Annotated in this window: 11 protein-coding genes; 3 read left to right on the top strand and 8 right to left on the bottom strand. The window is 35.2% G+C overall.

The window, feature by feature from the left end; all coding sequences use genetic code 11:
* Positions 1 to 49 precede the first annotated feature (49 nt).
* Positions 50 to 175 (top strand): aldo/keto reductase, encoded by a 126-nt coding sequence (locus ACZ1AQ_RS08860; protein WP_489632557.1) that lies wholly within the window; start codon positions 50 to 52, stop codon positions 173 to 175.
* A 158-nt stretch (positions 176 to 333) separates the two neighbouring features.
* Here ACZ1AQ_RS08860 and ACZ1AQ_RS08855 read toward each other — a convergent pair whose 3' ends face one another.
* The 8 genes from ACZ1AQ_RS08855 to ACZ1AQ_RS08820 all read right to left on the bottom strand — a co-directional run bounded on the left by ACZ1AQ_RS08855 (position 334) and on the right by ACZ1AQ_RS08820 (position 13,765).
* Complete coding sequence (locus tag ACZ1AQ_RS08855; RefSeq protein WP_489632556.1) at positions 334 to 1,518, bottom strand: AGE family epimerase/isomerase; 1,185 nt, start codon at positions 1,516 to 1,518, stop codon at positions 334 to 336.
* Positions 1,519 to 1,522: 4 nt separating this feature from the next.
* Positions 1,523 to 2,710 carry a glycoside hydrolase family 130 protein gene (locus ACZ1AQ_RS08850; protein WP_489632555.1) on the bottom strand — a complete coding sequence of 396 codons (1,188 nt, stop codon included), beginning with the start codon at positions 2,708 to 2,710 and terminating at the stop codon, positions 1,523 to 1,525.
* A 28-nt stretch (positions 2,711 to 2,738) separates the two neighbouring features.
* Positions 2,739 to 4,124: an MFS transporter gene (locus ACZ1AQ_RS08845; protein WP_489632554.1), complete on the bottom strand. Its 1,386-nt coding sequence runs from the start codon at positions 4,122 to 4,124 to the stop codon at positions 2,739 to 2,741.
* Positions 4,125 to 4,154: 30 nt separating this feature from the next.
* The gene (locus ACZ1AQ_RS08840; RefSeq protein WP_489632553.1) at positions 4,155 to 5,297 is read right to left on the bottom strand and encodes a glycoside hydrolase family 26 protein; all 1,143 of its coding nucleotides are present in this window, start codon (positions 5,295 to 5,297) and stop codon (positions 4,155 to 4,157) included.
* 153 nt (positions 5,298 to 5,450) lie between these two features.
* Positions 5,451 to 7,118, bottom strand: coding sequence for a glycosyl hydrolase (locus ACZ1AQ_RS08835; RefSeq protein ID WP_489632552.1), 1,668 nt, complete (start codon positions 7,116 to 7,118; stop codon positions 5,451 to 5,453).
* 143 nt (positions 7,119 to 7,261) lie between these two features.
* Positions 7,262 to 8,911 (bottom strand): IPT/TIG domain-containing protein, encoded by a 1,650-nt coding sequence (locus ACZ1AQ_RS08830; RefSeq protein ID WP_489632551.1) that lies wholly within the window; start codon positions 8,909 to 8,911, stop codon positions 7,262 to 7,264.
* A gap of 98 nt (positions 8,912 to 9,009) precedes the next feature.
* Positions 9,010 to 10,689 (bottom strand): RagB/SusD family nutrient uptake outer membrane protein, encoded by a 1,680-nt coding sequence (locus ACZ1AQ_RS08825; RefSeq protein WP_489632550.1) that lies wholly within the window; start codon positions 10,687 to 10,689, stop codon positions 9,010 to 9,012.
* Between the two features lie 19 nt (positions 10,690 to 10,708).
* Positions 10,709 to 13,765 carry a SusC/RagA family TonB-linked outer membrane protein gene (locus ACZ1AQ_RS08820; protein ID WP_489632549.1) on the bottom strand — a complete coding sequence of 1,019 codons (3,057 nt, stop codon included), beginning with the start codon at positions 13,763 to 13,765 and terminating at the stop codon, positions 10,709 to 10,711.
* A gap of 505 nt (positions 13,766 to 14,270) precedes the next feature.
* Between ACZ1AQ_RS08820 and ACZ1AQ_RS08815 the strand changes: the two genes are divergently transcribed.
* Together ACZ1AQ_RS08815 and ACZ1AQ_RS08810 are read left to right on the top strand one after the other, a co-directional pair.
* On the top strand, positions 14,271 to 15,143 hold the full coding sequence (locus ACZ1AQ_RS08815; protein WP_489632548.1) for an AraC family transcriptional regulator: 873 nt from the start codon (positions 14,271 to 14,273) through the stop codon (positions 15,141 to 15,143).
* A 203-nt stretch (positions 15,144 to 15,346) separates the two neighbouring features.
* The gene (locus ACZ1AQ_RS08810; RefSeq protein ID WP_489632547.1) at positions 15,347 to 18,331 is read left to right on the top strand and encodes a glycosyl hydrolase 2 galactose-binding domain-containing protein; all 2,985 of its coding nucleotides are present in this window, start codon (positions 15,347 to 15,349) and stop codon (positions 18,329 to 18,331) included.
* Positions 18,332 to 18,338 lie beyond the last annotated feature (7 nt).

Genomic DNA, 18,338 nt, shown 5'->3' with positions numbered 1-18,338 from the left:
AAAGTGTCTAGCTATTTTAAAAATAAATTATTGTTACAGTCTGTATTAATTGCTAAAAAAAATAAATGAAATAGCAAAGGAGCGAAATCAGTCGTTGTCACAAATGGTTTTGGCTTGGTTGCTCAAAGATGAAAGAATAACTTTGGTGTTGATTGGAGCGAGTTCTGTGGGGTAATTGAACAACAATATCGATAGTCTCAATTCGCTGTCCTTTTCAGTTGATGAATTGGAGGCTATTAGAGGGTTTTGAGGTAGTACTAAAAAGCAATACCCCAAAAAGAGACTGAGAGCCATTTTGGGGTATTGTTATTCTAGTTATAATTACATAGAAATTTAAATTCTGTGAATGAGTTCTATACACACTCTACTGTTGTGGTAAGGGCATTTCCAGAAACCTGCTTTGTCCTTCTGCATAGTAGAATAATCGCTATTTATGCCCCAAAACCATTCACCATTTTGATGGTCAATAATGTGTTTTTTGACGAAAGACCAATTTTTAAAAACGATGTCTAAATAGCCTTGATTGCCCGAAAGCTGCCAAGCATTGTAATAGCCAATCATCAATTCGGCTTGTGGCCAGGAATGTTTTTCTGCCATTAATTTTTGTGTTTCAGGATTGTATTCGTACCATAATCCTCCGTCAGTATCGATGCCTTCTTTGGTCACTTCGGCGATTTGTATTGCATGTTTTTTATAATTAGCAATCAAAGTAGTATCACCGGTTATTTCGGCGCATTGCAGCAATAACCAAGCTGCCTCAATATCGTGACCATAAGAAATGACATCCGGTTTTTCTATCCAATTTTCATCAAAAAACAAACGCAAATGACCATTTTCAGTATTGATAAAATGGATTTCTATAGTAGTTAAAAGTTCGATTATCGTTTGACGTAGCGTTTCGTCTTTCCAAACTTTATACAAATTGGCGTACCCTTCTACGATGTGCAAATGCGTGTTCATCGTTTTCTTTTCGTTAGCATCTTTGTCGCTCAAACGCAGGTCGTCAATGAGTTTCCAGTCACGAGTAAAGGCTTCTAAATAGCCTTTGTTTATTGGGTCAAAGCTATAAGTTTCTATTTTTTTATAAAGCTGAATGGCAATGGCTAATGCTTCATCATCATTCGAAATCGAGTAATATTCAGCCATTCCGTAGATTACAAAACCTAAGGCATAAATTTGATTTTTGGTATCTTTTGGAGTTCCATCAAAATTTAGACTCCAAAATATCCCGCCATGTTCAGGGTCAAGAAAGTAGTTTTTGATGTATTCAAAAGCTCTTGTAGCGGTGTTTTTATGTTCTTCGTTTTTAGATAAATGATAGGCTGCCGAAAATGCCCAAAGAATTCGGGCATTTAAGACAGCGCCTTTTTCAGCATCTTCATTTCTCAGATTTTCAAAATCAATTTGACCTATAAATCCTCCGTTTTTACTGTCGATTGTATGGGTCATCCAATACTCGAGTATATTTTGGAGTTCTAATCGTAACTCGATTTTTAGATTTTTTAATTCGGTTGTCACAGGTTTAGATTGATTTGTTTTTTTCAACTTGTTTGATAATGGTTTGTACGGAACCTGCAGAAGTAAACGTATCTTCTGGTGTATTGGTAACATAGTCAACTAATTGCTCAATACTTGAAACAGCTACGTGCATGCGCGTATCCGATGAAGCATAATAGATATAAACGGTTCCATCTTCATCGGCAATCCAACCGTTTGAGAACAATACATTTGATACATCGCCAATTCTTTCTGTGTTTTCTGGAGCCATAAAATGTCCAGCAGGATAATGTGTTACTTTTGAAATATCATTCAAATCGGTCATAAACATGTATAAGGTGTAGCGAAGACCAGCAGCCGTATTACGAACACCATGTGCTAAATGCAACCATCCTTTTGATGTTTTGATAGGAGCTGGACCCAAACCGTTTTTTAGTTCATAAACGGTATGGTATTGTTTTCCGTAGATGATTTGTTCTTCTTTCACTACTGGATTGCTCATGTTTTCAACGTAGCCTAATCCAATGCCGCCCCCGTTACCAACATCGATGAAGCCATCTTGTGGACGAGTGTACAATGCATATTTCCCATTAACAAATTCGGGATGTAAAACCACGTTACGTTGTTGTCCCGTATTTGAGATTAGGTCTGGTAATCGTTCCCAATTCACTAAATCTTTGGTACGCACAATTCCTGCATTGGCAATAGCCATACTCGTGTCACCAGCAGGAGCTTTTGGGTCTTTGCGTTCGGTACAAAAGATGCCATAAATCCAGCCGTCTTCGTGTGCAATTAAACGCATATCGTACACGTTGGTATCAGGTTCTTCGGTTTGAGGGATAACACAAGGTTTGTCCCAAAATTTAAAATTATCCACTCCATTTGGACTTTCGGCAATGGCAAAAAAAGATTTTCTGTCTACACCTTCTACACGCACGACAGTGATGTATTTATTGTTCCATTTTATAGCTCCAGCATTGAATGTTGCATTGATACCAATGCGTTCCAAAAGCAATGGATTGGTGTTTGGGTCAAAGTCATAACGCCATTCAAGTGGAGTATGAGCAGCAGTTATTATAGGGTTTTTATAACGGGTATATATTCCGTTTCCAGCGGTATTTTCTGGTTCGTTTTTTTTCTCAATTAGCGCTTGAAATTCTTTTTTCAAGTTTTCTAATCTTTGTGTTACTATGTTGTTTTCAGATGTGATCATGCTATAAAATGCTAGTTCAAGATTTATTTTATTGTTCTCTTTTATTGTTGAGTTCGTCTTCTATTATTTGTAATTTTTGTTCGTTAAGAGGATAAAAGAAAATGAAAATCACGGATATTGCTGCTGCTATTGCTGGCAGTACACTCAGCATCAGTTGGATGCCGTTTTGAGTATCGGCGGTTTGTGCTACATTCGCTTGAAATCCATAATATCCTAATAACCATCCAGTACCTGCGCCTCCAATTGTCCAACCAAACTTTTGTGACATAGAAGAAGCAGAAAAAACTAATCCCGTTGCTCTTCGACCTTGTTTCCATTCAGAATAATCAGCACTATCAGCATACATCGACCAGATTAATGGGAAGATACAACCTGCACAAATACTTATTAGTACCTGAAAACTTAATATCCAATAGATGTCATCGTTTTTGAATAGATAAAAAATTAGACTAAAGATGGCAGCTAAAAACATAGCGCCCAAGAATGTGTTTTTCTTTCCTAATCGATTGGCAATGGGCGTAGCGATTACAACCCCAATAATATTGGCAGCTTGTCCTAAAACCAAATAAATTGAAGTAGGCGTCATATGAAAATCTGTCCCAAAAAGCGTAAAATCAAAATTAATGGTGCTACTTACATAGTATTTGAAATAGTAAACCGCAGCTCCATCTCTGATTGAATTGAAAATCAAAGCTCCAATTCCGGCGCCAAGAAGAATCCACCATGGACGATTTTTTAGTAAGTCGTTTAAATCTTCTTTAAGATTCGATTTTTCGTCAGAAATAGGTTGAACTCTTTCTTTGGTCCAAAAAAAGCAGGCCCAAAAGAAAATGGTGGTAATCACTCCAAAAACAGCAATTGTTATCAACCAACCTGATTTTGAATTCAGGTTTCCACCAAAATAGTTTACTAAGGGTTCTATTAACCAAAGTGCTAGCAAACTTCCTCCAAAGGCAAACACCATACGGTAAGAAGAAAGCGTGGTTCGTTCTTTTCGGTCTGAAGATAAAACGCCTAGTAAGGAGGCGTAAGGCACATTGATTACTGAATATACCATCATCATTAATGAGTAGGTCACATAAGCATAAATAATTTTGCCTTTTTCATCAAAATCTGGTGTGTAAAAAGTGAGCACTCCAATTATGGCAAAGGGGATGGCAGTCCATAATAAATAAGGTCTGAATTTTCCCCATTTTGATGTGGTTCTATCAGCAAGAATTCCTACGATGGGGTCAAAGCAAGAATCCCAAATTCTAGTGATTAAAAACATGGTTCCGACAACTGCTGGGGCTAGCCCAAATACATCTGTATAGAAAAACAGTAGATACATACTGAATATTTTCCAAAACATAGAAGAGGCTGCATCGCCAAGTCCGTAACCTATTTTTTCTTTTAAACTTATTTTTTCGTGCATTTGTAAATAAAACTTAATTGTTATTTTTTGTTATTTGTAAAGTTTGGCCTTTGCGGCATCACGTCCAAATAATGTTTGTTTCAAATTGTAAAAGTCAATAAAATCTTTTTCGCTTGGATGTCCTTTATAAGGGGTGTAGTAATGCATCTTTTGTTCTTTTTCCTGCCAACCTTGATTTCTCCATAATAGGACATAAGAAATTTTATAGTCACCAATAGCTTTCATCAAAGTGTCAGTCCACCATTTATCATAAGGAATTGCTTCGAATCCTGTTTCGGCAAATGCAGTGATTTTATTCTGTTCCTTTGCAATGGTTGTTACAATTTTGAGTTGACGTTGGCAATTTTCTATAAAAGCCTCAGCTGTTGGTGGATAACTATGGTAGGTGTCGAAAGTCAACATGTCTACATAATCAGCTCCAGGATACGATGCTAAGTATTCTTCTCTAGTTTTAAATCTATCCGTGTTGTATAGGTAAATTAAATTATGAACGCCTTTGCTTTGTAAATAGTCAAAAGTAAATCGCCATAGTGCAATCAAATCTTCAGAAGTTGCGTTGTTTTTTCCCCACCAAAACCAGCTTCCGTTTAGTTCATGAAAAGGGCGAAATAAAACAGGAATTGGTTTCCCTTTTTTGTCTTTTAGAGCACTAAAAAATGTTGCGATTTCATCCAACCATGATTTGAATTTTTCATGACTTGTACCGTTTGGTAATGCAGCGGCTAATGAATTTGGGGTGGTATCCGATACAGGACCTCCTGTCAATGGATTGTCACAATGCCAACTTATTGTTATAACACCTCCACGAGAATGGCCTTCAATAATGTATTGTTTCATTTTATCGAAAGGTACTCCATCTATGTTTTTATCGGATTTTTTTTCGAGTCCTGCCAGATCCCATCCATATACGGCTGGATAATCATTAGTTACATCTTTTACATCGCTACGACCTTCTTCGTATCTCCATTTTACGCCATAGGCTAGGTCATCTTGATGTCCAAAAAGAATACCTTTTGGAGTCAAGGCTTGTAAGTTTTTGTATAGCCTTTGTGTCTCAAAAGTTGCTTTTTTATCTACAAGTAATGAGGTAGAAACACTTTTCTGAGCATAACTGAAGATGGTTATCCCTAAGGAAAAAACGAAAAATAATCTTTTTGTTTTGGTGGTATACATTTATTTAGTTTTAGTGATGTTAAGCTATGTTTTTAAATTAGAAATAGTAAAAATGAGATCTTTTTAAAAACATTTCTTTGGTCATCCATACAATCATTTTTTATAGTAATAGGAACTCTTAATTTTGGTTTACAAAAAGGAAATTGCTTCCGTTTAATTGTAAACTTTTAATGCTTTTACTTCATTTTGAAATAAAGTTGTTTCACTATTATAAAACTTTTTAAAATCATCTTTTACCTCTGTAGAGGAGCTACTATTTGGAATAAATAAATTACTTTGATTAGAATCCCAAGGTGCATTAAACCAAGCCAGAGCCCAAGCTATTCTGATGTCACTTCCACCATCTTGAATCGCTTTTAAAATAGTTGAGGTCCAGAAAGTAGGAGCGTCATTTACATAATTTCCTTTTCCAGTTTCTGATAAGATGGCTACTTTATTATGATTCGTTGCGAATTTTGTCAAGTCAATCAGGTTGTTTTTGAGCGTAGTCGCATTTTGGCTGTATGCGTCGATTCCTACCACATCAACGTAAGCATCTCCGGGATAATAACTGTTATTTATTTTTTCATTAGGTGTCCAACCGAATAAAATCAAATTTGATTTATTTCTCATATAGTCTACGGTCAATCTATAAAAATCGATGTACAGTTGTGGGCTGTGATTTGTGGCTTGTGTTCCCCACCAAAACCAATTTCCATCCATTTCATGAAAAGGTCTATAAACGATAGGAAATCCTAAATCATTATTGATAATGTTAAGTACTTGATCTAGTTCTTTATAAAACCAATCTCTTGCATTGTTTCTATTGTTTACAATATCAAACATTAGACTTTTGTCTGTACTTGTTGTAATATCATTAAAATATATTTTGTGGTCACTTTTGCTTTGTTGATGAAAATCAAAGGTTACAATAGATCCATTTGCATATGCATGTTTTGCTTCGTCAATATGAAGTTGTTTTTGCGAGGCAGTTTTATAAAGCATATAATGTGGGTCAATTCCATAAACGCCTGGGTGATCTCCTGTAATATCTTTACAGTCGGAGGTGTTTAAGTCAAAATCAAGACTTTTTAATTGAAATGATAAAGGGAATTCTTGCCCAAAAATGAATTTGTCACTATTTGCAATTGATGCAATGTTTGTAAACAGGTTTTTAGTTTCTTGAGTTGCATTATTGTCGATAGGGGTATAAACTCCTTGTTGCGTAACACTTACGATTACTGTATCTGTAGCAGTATCGCCAGTAGTATCAGTCACTTTTAAAACGATAGAATGAGTTCCTAAATTTAAGTTTGTGGATAGTGTAGGAGTAGTACCAAGTATAGTGTTTCCGTTTTTCCATTCATAACTTACTATTGGAGCTTCAGAGTCTGACGATTTTGAACCATCTAAAGTTACGGTTGCGGAGGAAGTGCCTTTTGGGATTATAATGAATTTATCATCGCCAGCATTAGCAAGAGGTAAATTGTTTGGAAAATGAGTAATGTTGACCGTGTATTTTATTTTCTTTTCTTTAGTAACCAATTCATATTGAATAGGTTGCGTAAAGTTGTTTTTGGTTTGACCCGAAATTTGCGGCGTAGAGCCAATGAAAAGATTCGACTCTGGAGAGACTTCAAATTTTGCGGTTAAATTATCTAAACTCGTACCTGATGGAACATTGGTGGTTATAGAATAATCTGTATTGATCACAAAAGTTGAATTAGGCAGTTCGATGATGCTAAATGAGAGTAGTTTTTTCTCGCTTTCTACTGTGTTTTCGTTGCTTGAGCAAGAACCCATAAGCAAGGTCAAGAAAAATATTGGAATTATTTTTTTCATCTAATTTAATTTAAATCAATAGTTTTTATTGACTTGTTTTTTAATAAACAGGGTGAACGTTCACCCTGTTTATTTCTAAAAACCACTCAAACAAAACAAAATATGAAACTATATTTATTATGTGTCAACTCAGTTTGTAATGATTAATCTGTTACTAAATTTGGATCAAGAGGCACAGTTGTAAAAATGAAAGAGTCCACATTTACTTCCATTGCAGTTCCTTTAGCAAGGTTTCCACCATATAATTGGATTCCCATTGTAAAGGCTTTGGTCGGATCAAATTTGCTCAAATCACCTTCTCCTGGGGTTAGCTTGATAGAACGCCATACCCACTTATTGTTTGTTGGTACAAACTTATAATCATCACCATATCCTTGCGATTTTGTAAAGTGCATCCACCCTTGACCAAAGTCAAATTGAAAATAGCCTTCTTTGTTTCCTGTGTTTAAAAGGAAGTTAATCCAAATTCCATTGGCATAAACGGCTGGATCAAGTGCTTTTACATCCCATGATGCTTGCCCTAACTTATTATCCCATCCTTGAGAAATTCCAGTTAAACTAGCGTATTTAGAACCTTGATTGTAACCTTGTAAGCTACTTGAATTTGGCAAAATATTCCAAGTAGATCCAGCTGGTGTTTCGCAATTCCAAGCTATGGTTGGATTTAAAGGACCATCTGTAATCATCACTTGATCTACTGCAATATAGAAAGGAGTTCCATTTACATTACCACCACGGAATTGAATTCCAATTCTGTCCAATTTGCCTTTTACTACTGGGAATCCCATTTTTTCAAGATCATAAGAACGCCATTCCCAATTTGAGGTATTGATTTTATAATCATCTCCGTAACCGAAGGCTCCCGTTAAATGACGATCTTCAGTTTTTCCACCAGCGGTAAGAATTGGTTGTACATAACCTTGACCACCAGCAGTGTTTACTAAAAATGTAATATGTGGTTTGTTGTAGGCAGATAAATCATATCCTTTGCCACCATTGTCGTTTTCTACTTTCAAATAAACACCATTCCATCCGTTTGCAGAAGCAGCTTTAACTTCTAAGGCTTTGCCGTATTCTCCAGCTATTGTTGTATGGCTAAATGGACTTGTAGCATCACCATTAACCGCATTGAACGGAGCATCAAAATCGCTAATCATTAATGTTTGTTTTGGTGTATAGGTGTTAACTGGTTTAACCACTAGAATCGCTGGGGAGGTTTGTTTGTCACCTGTTTTTGGGGTAACTTCTATGGTTGCGAATTCACCAATTTCCATTTCAACTCCAGCTGAGGAGTAGGTAACTTTTTGAGGGCTTGCTGCACCAAATAAGGCAACAACTTTACCATTGACTTTAACTTCTTTTATCAAATCTAAATTCTCACCAATCATTAAAAAAGGCTTCCCTTTTTGAATGTTAACGGGCCAAGTGATTACTTTAGCTGGATAAAATTGAGGCTTGAGAATTTGAATAGATTCAAATTTTCTTTTGTATTTATTAAAAAGAGTTATTGGACCACTTTCAATTAGTCTAGGAACCTCAACAGTCATGTTGTCAGCGCTTTGTTTTATGATTTTAAATTCACTTGTACCAACAGCTACACTAGTTACATAGTTTAGATTAGTTCCTTTTAAGACTATCTCTGTTCCAACAAAAGGAGTTTCATTAGAAATTTCCGTAATTGTTGATGCAGGAAGATTTATATCTGATTCCTCAGAAAATGCTATGTCATCGCAGTTGTATAGTAGTGCTGCGCAAAAGGCAATCAATACGCTTTTTATAATATTCTTTTTCATAGAGTTTGTTTTTTTTAATCAAAAACTTGTACGAGGCAATATTGGTTTTTGGATCTAACTAATTTTTTGCATCATAGTAGTTTTGAATAAGTGTGTTACTAATATCCAGTATTTTGTTCAAGATTCCATGCTTGTACTTCGGTTTGAGGGATTGGTAATAAAGGAACTTTATTGCCATTTGGACCATCAATTGATTTGGCTATTCCACTAGCTTTTATGTTTGGGAATTGCTTATAAGGTCTTACGCCCAATCCATAATTACTTCCTGGAGCACGACGAATATTTTTTTCATTGTCTATGACATTGAAATACCTACCGGTTCTTACCAAGTCATAAAAACGAATTTGTTCCATGGCCAATTCTAAGCGTCTTTCTTTCCAAATATCAGCAAGTAATTGATTGCCTGATGAATTGATATCAGGAAGATTTACTGAACTAGGAGCTGCACTATAGTCCATTTTACCCTCAGCATACCCTTTACAATAGGTACTGTTTCGAGCTCTATTTCTTACCATGTTTAGTTTAGAAGTTGCTTCACTAAATTTACTAAGGTACCAACTAGCTTCAGCATGCATTAATAAAACATCGGCATAACGAATAATTTTTATGTTTCTATCGCTTGCTTTTGCAAGAGCAGGTTTAACCGGAAGAGCCGCTTTTCTATTCAACCAATCCGAACCTTGTTCATTACGGTCGTATTTTCTTTTAGTACCATATAAAACCCCATTGTTAAAACTTTCTCCGTAAACTACACATGATAAACGAGGGTCGTTAGTTACAGATACATTGTAGGCTTCTACTAAGTCGGGTGTTGGGTTATTGAATCCCCATCCTGAGTCATCTTTTCTGTTTCCTTGGAAATTATAGAAATTTGTTCCTATTGAACCCGGAGCTAAATCACTAGCTCCTACACCAAATTGAATTTCGAAAATCGATTCTGAGGAGTTTTCACCTTCGGTTTCCCATAAAGTTGCATAATTTGGAACTAAAGAGTATTCGCCTGAGTTAATAATTGCATTAGTTTGGTCATAAACTTGTTGCCAAGTGATTTTATTTTCTTTGTCTGTCCCGATTTGATACATATAGATACGGGCAAGGAGTGCTCTTGCTGCACCTTTGCTCACTCTTCCGGTTTCAGCTAATGGGATGGCACTTTTTTCTGGTAATAAATTGATGGCTTTGGTTAAGTCTTCAGCAATTTGTGTATAGCATTGATTTAGTGTGGCTCTTTTAATTTTACCAAAATCGGATGGTTTGACTGTGGTTGTAAAAAGTGGTACTCCGCCATAAGCACGAACCAAATACCAGTAGAAATAAGCTCGCATAAAGGATGCTTCTCCTATTAATCTATCACGAACAGCAGGGTTCCAGCTTACTTTAGGAAGATTGTCAAGGGCATAATTGGCACGAGATACCCCCCAAAAACCATGTATCCAAAAGTCGTTTGCAAAACCAATTTGTGGTGTCATAGAAAATTCTATCATTTCCCACATGGCTCCATAATCACCATCATTACTTCCTTTTTCGGCATCATCTGAGCGAATATCACTTAGAAAAAAATCATGGTGATGTCCCATCCATTGACCATCAGGACCAGCTCCTTCATCAAGTTGTAGCATGTCATATAAACCTATAATTGCTCGAACACCGTTTTCTTGTGTGTCAAAAAAGTTTCCACTATTCTCTGCTCCTTGTGGCTCAACATCTAGGAAGTCTGAACAACTCCAAAAACCTAGAATTGATACGGTGAATAGGATTAAGTATTTTGCTTTTTTCATAACAATTAGTTTTTGATTTTTAGAAATTAATATTTACACCAAATGAATAGGTGGTTGGTTGAGGGTAATTAACCATGTCAATTCCATAGTAAAATGGATTTCCGTATAGTCCGAATAATTCTGGATCTAGTCCGGTGTATTTTGTAAAGGTTAACAAGTTATCTATGGTGGTGTAAAATCTTAAGTTTTTAACTCCAATTTTTTTAGAACTTGTAGCTGGAATTGAATAACCAAACTGAATATTTTTTAATCGAATATAAGAACCGTCTTCTACATAAAGATCTGAGAAATTTTCAGTATTTCTATTTAAATCAGCAGCATTTAATCTTGGGATATTAGAATTAGGATTATTTGGAGTCCATGAATTAACGGCCATGTCTCTACTAATGTTTGTTTCGAACATTTTAGAGTTATACAACGTTTGACGCATTGAATTTACTATCTCATTTCCATATGATCCTACAAAAAACATAACCATATCAAATCCTTTATAAGACAGGTTGATGTTTAAACCACCTGTTAAATCAGGACTTGCACTACCCAAATACGTCATGTCCAATTCTGAGATTATTCCATCGCCATTTCTGTCTACAAATTTCACATCTCCCAGTCCTGCATTAGGTTGAATAGGTACATTGTTGATTTGGTAGGCATCAAGTTGGGCTTGGGTTTTGAAAAGCCCATCGGTTTGATAACCATAAAAATAGGCAATTTCTCGTCCTACTTCTGTTTTTGTAGTATTTCCTAATCTACCTACACCACCACTTCGAATAGGGTCACCACCAGCTAAACTTGTTATTTTGTTTCTAATCATGGCTAAGTTTAAACCAAAATCATATTTGAACTCATTTTTATTGTTGGCATAATTTAAACTAAATTCAAACCCTTTATTTTGCATAGTACCCGCGTTAACAGCTGGTCTTCTTTTACCTGCATAAGTTGGAATAGGTTTAGAAAGAATCATATCATTGGTATTACGAATGAAATAATCCACTGTTCCTCTAAGATTATTGTTGAATAATCCAAAGTCTAACCCCACATTAAATTGCTCTGAGCTTTCCCAAGTAAGTTCTGTATTTGCTAATTGTAGCTGTACAGCACCTTCAACCGGAAGGCCATTTAAGGCATAATTATAACCGCCATTTACACTTGATACATAATCAAAGTTACCGGCACTACCTTGGTTACCTACTAGTCCCCAACCAGCTCTAAGTTTTAAAGTAGGAAGCGTACTTTCAAGGTTCGACATGAATTTTTCTCGGTTGATGTTCCAACTCGCAGCAAAGGATGGGAAAGTTCCCCAGCGTTGATCAGGCATAAATTTTGAACTTCCATCGGCTCTAACCGTAGCTGTAATTACATATTTGTTATCCCATGAAAAATTTCCACGTGCATAAAAAGATTCCAAACGGTTTTCGCTTTGTCCTCCTCCTAAACCAAATAGAACCGCATTTTTGTGTGCACCTAGATATTGCAGTGAAGCAGATTCAGGTACATCATAACCTGTAGCCCAAATATCAGAGTATTTGTTGGCTTGCATTTCCATTCCTAAAGTAGAATTGATATTCAATTTATCTAGTTTCTTGTTGTATGAAAAATAGTTAGTAAATACCCAATTCAAGCCTTGTCCTCTACTTTGATACAATGATGAAACATCATTTTTTTGCGTTGGTGTGATAAAGTACTGAGGGGTGTAAGTTTTCGTTTCATTATAATCCATAATGCTACCAAACTGAGTGCGGAACGAAAGACCTTCGGTGAATATGTCATCTACTTGTAAGTAGAAATTACCCATATATCTGTTGCCAACATTTTTTTGTTTTTCGGCTAAATAAATAGCCAAAGAGGGATTTGTAGCAGCTTGAGAATAGTAGATTTCTCCAAAGAAATTAGTATAGCTGTCAAATGGAACAGAGATTGGGTCAGAACGTAAAGCTCCAGGGATTGTACCACTATAGAAATCATTTCTTTCTCCGGGTCTCTCAAAATGCACATAATTAAAGTTTAATCCTAGTTTGATTTTATCGGTCAGTTTCACATTGTTATTGGAGTGAAACATGAGTTTGTCTAGTTTAGTGCCTTTAACAATACCTTCTTCATGCGATGTTGTAAATCCATGATCAAAAGAATAAGAGTCTTTGTTGCCAGAAACAGCCACATTAAAACGATTATTTAGAGCTTGACGATAAATTGCTTTTTGCCAATCTGTTCCTTTTAAATAATTTCCAGCAGCTTGTTGATCTAAGACATAATTAATGATGTCGTCATCTAATCCAATAGATTTACGTGCCGTAGCAAATTGAGTTGCATCTGCAAGATCTAGATATTTATTAGGTACAGAAACACCGGTTAGGGCTGTAGCTATTACTTCGGTTTTAGAGTTCTTACCTCCAGTGCGGGTTTTAACAAGAATCACCCCATTTGCACCGCGAGAACCATAAATTGCTGTTGCAGAAGCATCTTTTAACACTTCCAAGCTTTCTATATCTGACGGCGCAATGTGACTGATATCTCCCATCGGAAAACCATCAACAACATAGAGTGGGTCTGAGTTATTGATCGTACCTATACCTCGTATACGAATGCTTACACCAGCTCCCGGACTTCCTGAATTGGAAAGCACATTAACCCCAGCAACACGACCCTGTAAGGCTCTTGCGGCGTCGATAGATGTTACTTTTTGCATGTCGGGTACACTAACTTTGCCCACACTTCCCGTAACATCACTTTTCTTTAATGTTCCATAACCAACAACTACAACATCATGTAATTCTGTTACATCGGTTACAAGAGTGATTTTTAGTGAGATGTTGGAACCAACAGTGATTTTTTGAGTTTTGTAACCAGTAGAAGAGATTACTAGTACATCTTGTGGACTATTAGTTTTAATGCTAAAAGTTCCGTCGTAATCAGTTATGGTTCCATATTTTGTACCACTAATTGTTATTGAAACTCCTGGCATAGGAACTCTGCTTGCATCAGTCACTGTTCCTGATATTGTTTTTACTTGGGCAAAAGAACTCCAAGACAAAACATTTAAAAAAAACAGTAAAAAAATTCTAAGTTTTTTTTTCATAATAAAAATGGTTTGGTCAAAAGTAATAACTACTTCTTGTTGTAATTATGTGCTTTATTGGTTAATAAAAAATGGTTTTAAAAATGGATTCAATAGTGTTTAAAACTATTAAATCAAAAGTAGAATAATGTAAATGAGTTTAATGATATTTTTATTTCAAAAACTAATACAATTTTTACTTTTGTGGGTAATTTTGAATATGTTAATTAATATATAGATAATAATAGATAGGTAAAAAAATCAAATTTTTAAAAAAGTAACTAAAAAAATTGTGATATTTTAATGTTGTTATGTCTTGTGTGTGTAAATATTTAACAAATTTTAGTTGATTTATATTTTTATTTTATTTGGTTTGATATTTAAAACATTGATAATCAGTGATTTGTTTTTGTAATTTGGCTTATTTTTTTAAAAGTTGATTACATTATTTATAATATGCTATATTTGTTTTGTAAAAGTGTACTATATTATCAGTTTATGCTCTTTTTTATAAAATTTATATTACATGGATATTCACAGAGAAATAACACCTTTAAACCAACAAGATTGTTTTTTGGTTTTTGAAAGATCGAAAACTAGCTTTGATTTTCCTATTCATTTTCATCCAGAATATGAAATAAATTTCATTTATAATGCGCAAGGTGTCAAGCGAACAGTTGGAGATCATGTAGGAGAAATTGGTACTTATGAATTGGTAATGGTTGGTCCAAATTTGTATCATGGATGGGAAGATTATAAAAAAGATCCAAACGAAATTACCCATGAAATAACTATTCAGTTTCCAGATAATTTATTTGATTCACTTTTATTGAATAAAAATATTCTTGAACCCATCAAAAAGATGTTTGAAGCATCTGAAAGAGGAATTTTGTTTTCAACGGAAACGACTATAAAATTAGAGTCAAAATTATCCTCTTTAAATGGTACTAATCCGTTTGAAAACTTCTTGAATTTTCAATCCTTGCTTTACGAAATGGCGATTTCCAAAAACCAACAACTTTTGGCAAGTAACTCCTTCAAGGAACATTCGGATTCTTTTAAAAGTGTGAAAATTGAAAAAATTTTCAATCACATAAAATCAAATTATGCCGAAGTAATTCGTTTAGAAGAAGCTGCTGAGATGGTCAATATGACCGTGGTTTCTTTTAGTAGATTGATTAAACAACAAACCGGTAAAACTTTTGTGGAATTTGTAAACGAACTACGATTAGGTGTTGCAACCAGAAAACTTATCGAAACCAATGAAAGTGTCTATGAAATTTGTTTTGACTGTGGCTTTAATAATATATCCAATTTTAATAGAATTTTTAAAAAGAGCAAAAATTGTACACCGACTGAGTTTAGAAATAAATTTGTAGGGTCAAAAAAAATATTTTGATTTCTTGTTTGTCGTTACTTACAGATTGTATTTAATGTAATTTACTATTCGTTTTATAATTAATAGCATTTTTTTTGAGGAGAAAAAATGATAATATAGTATGTTTTTTAGCTATAATACTATTAATTAAAAATAGATTCATGTGGTAATTTTGGTATTCATCTTAGCATGTCTAAAAAAATGAATCCTTTAATTTACTGTTCATGAATTTCAAATTATCTTTATCCTTCTATATATTATTTTCTCTGTCTACTGCTGTTTTTGCAGATAATTTAAAGAATATTGCATTACATCGAGCATGCTATCAATCTAATGCGAGTGATTATAATCATGTTGCTCATCTTGCAACAGATGGACACCTTTCTACTTTTTGGAGGAGTAAAAAAGAAAAAATATCCTGGATTTATGTGGATTTAGGCGGTGTAACTTCTGTTTCTAAAATTATTGTAAAATGGGGTGCTAAAAAGGCCTCTTTGTTTAGCGTCGAACTTTCAGCAGAAGGAAATCCGTATTCACCCGTAAACTGGAAAAAAGTAACTGCAAAAGCAAGTTCGAGCAACGATGAGAATATAATTTCTATTGCAAAGACCAATTGCAGATTTGTTAAAATCCAATGTGATGCTATTACTGAAAATGATTATTTCGAAATAGCAGAATTGGAGGTGTATGGGAAGGTATTACCATTGGTTCTTCCTCCCGAACTTAAATACGAAGTCAAAGGTGATTTATCCTTAAACGGAAGGAATTGGTTTATTCAGCATTCTGCATTTGTAGGTCAAAAAGGAGAAGAAATTTCGAAAGCTACTTTTGTCGCCAATGGATGGATTTCGGCAACTGTGCCCGGAACTGTTTTGTCAAATTATATTGCTAATGGCGCTGTACCAGATCCCAATTATTCCAATCAGCAATTGATGATTTCTGAAAGTTTTTTCACTTCTAATTTTTGGTATCAAACCAAGTTTGTTGTCTCTGAAGCTAAAAAAAATAAACGAATTTGGCTACACTTTAATGGTGTGAATTGGAAAGGTGATATTTATTTCAATGGGCATTTTTTAGGAAAGTCTCAAGGGGTTTACAAGCGCACTGTATACGAAATCACTCCATTTGTTCAATTTGGGAAACCCAATGGGTTGGCAGTTTTAATCCATAAAAATGACAATCCAGGTGAGGTTACAGAACAGCATTTGAAGGATCCTGATGGGAATGGTGGAAGTATTGGATTGGATAGCCCTGCAATTTTGGCAAGTATCGGATGGAATTGGATGCCAACCATTCGTGGTCGAAACATCGGGATTTGGAATGATGTTTTTTTGAATTTCACAGATGATGTACGCATTGAAAACCCATTTGTTAGTACTTCGCTCAACTTACCGGATACTACGTTAGCAAATATAAAATTAGAATGTGAGCTAAATAATGCTAAAAATCAATCGGTTACAGGTTTTTTGGTTGGGATGATTGAAGGGCAAAAGTTTGAATGGCCGGTGACACTTTTACCCAATGAAAAGAAAATCGTCAAGCTTAGTTCGGATCAAACAAGTGCTCTAAGAATTAAAAATCCTAAATTATGGTGGCCTAATGGTTATGGAGAACAACCACTATATCATTGTAAACTGGAGTTTTATGTACAAGGCAATTTATCCGATAAGAAAAAAATTGAATTTGGAATCAGGCATTTTTCTTATACTATCGATAACAGTAATCTCAGGATTTCGGTAAATGGAAAGCCTATTATTGTAAAAGGTGGAAATTGGGGTATGGCAGAATCCATGTTACAATGCGATAGTGTAGGGTTTGATACTCGTGTTAAACTGCATAAAGATATGAACATGAACATGATTCGTAACTGGATTGGTAGTGTAGGACACGACGAATTTTATACTGCTTGTGATAAATATGGAATATTGGTTTGGGATGATTTTTGGCTGGCCAATCCGGTTGATGGCCCGCATCCAAAAGATAACAGCTTATTCATTGCTACAGTTGAGGACAAAATTTTGAGACTTCGTAATCACCCTTCTATTGCTTTATGGTGTGGTAGAAACGAAGGTTATCCCCCAGCAGTTCTCGATTCAGCAATGACTGTTGCTACGACTACATTAGATCCAACACGGTTGTATTTGTCAAGTTCTGCTCATTCACCAGTTACTGGTTTAGGACCTTATGAAACCAAAGACCCCAAATGGTATTTCACAGAACGAGGGACTACTTTTCATAGCGAACAAGGAATTGTGGCTCCTCCAAATTATGAAAGTTTGGTGGCTATGATGCCAGAGGATAAAATTTGGCCAATTAATGATTTGTGGGGGCTACATGATTGGACACAACCACGAGTTTCTATTTTTTATGACGATATGATTAAAAGCTATGGTTTTCCTAAAGATGCCAAAGACTTCTGTAAAAAAGCTCAAATGCTCAATATGGAAGGACCAAAAGCGATGTTTGAGAGTTGGCAAAGTAATCGTGGACCAGGCGTATTGGTTTGGATGTCTCATCCCGCTTGGCCATCGTTAATTTGTCAAACCTATGATTATTATTTGGATGCTACGGCTGCTTATTATGCTTTTAAAAAGGCAGGGGAACCCCTTCATATCCTATGGCGCGCCGATAATGAGAAAGTTCAAATTGTTAATAATACATTCAAAGATGTTGGCCAAAGCCGTGTTGTTATTCAGGTTTTTGATTTAAATGGGAAGCAAGTTTCAAAGCTAGAAAAACAGTTGGATTGTCCTTCCAATGCTGTGATTGATGTTGGGAAAATAGATTTTACAGCTTCGAGTACACCTGTACAATTTGTCAAGGCAGAATGGTTCAATCAAAGTGGCGAGCTGTTATCGGATAATTTTTATTGGCGAGGAACGGATTATATGAATTATCAAGCGTTGGAGTCCATTAGCAAAGCAAAAATATCGGCTTCTATAACTACTGTAAAATCCAAAAATGAGGTAAACGTTAAGGTTGCATTGAAAAACAGTAGCGACCAAGTAGCCTTGATGGTTCGCCTTATGGGACATTATAACAAAAGTGGTGAACGCGTTTTACCATTCTGGGCTAATGATAATTATGTATCGCTAACACCTGGTGCTTCTAAAACTATCGAAGTCAGAATTCCTATTGAGGCCTACTCAAAAGATACAATCAATTTTCAATATGAAGGGTGGAATGTGGATATAGCACAAATAAATTAAATAGGTA

This window comes from Flavobacterium sp. UM26, from assembly GCF_057922445.1.
The sequence above is the reverse complement of the archived record's forward strand: the minus strand, read 5'-3'. Positions and strand labels throughout refer to the sequence as shown.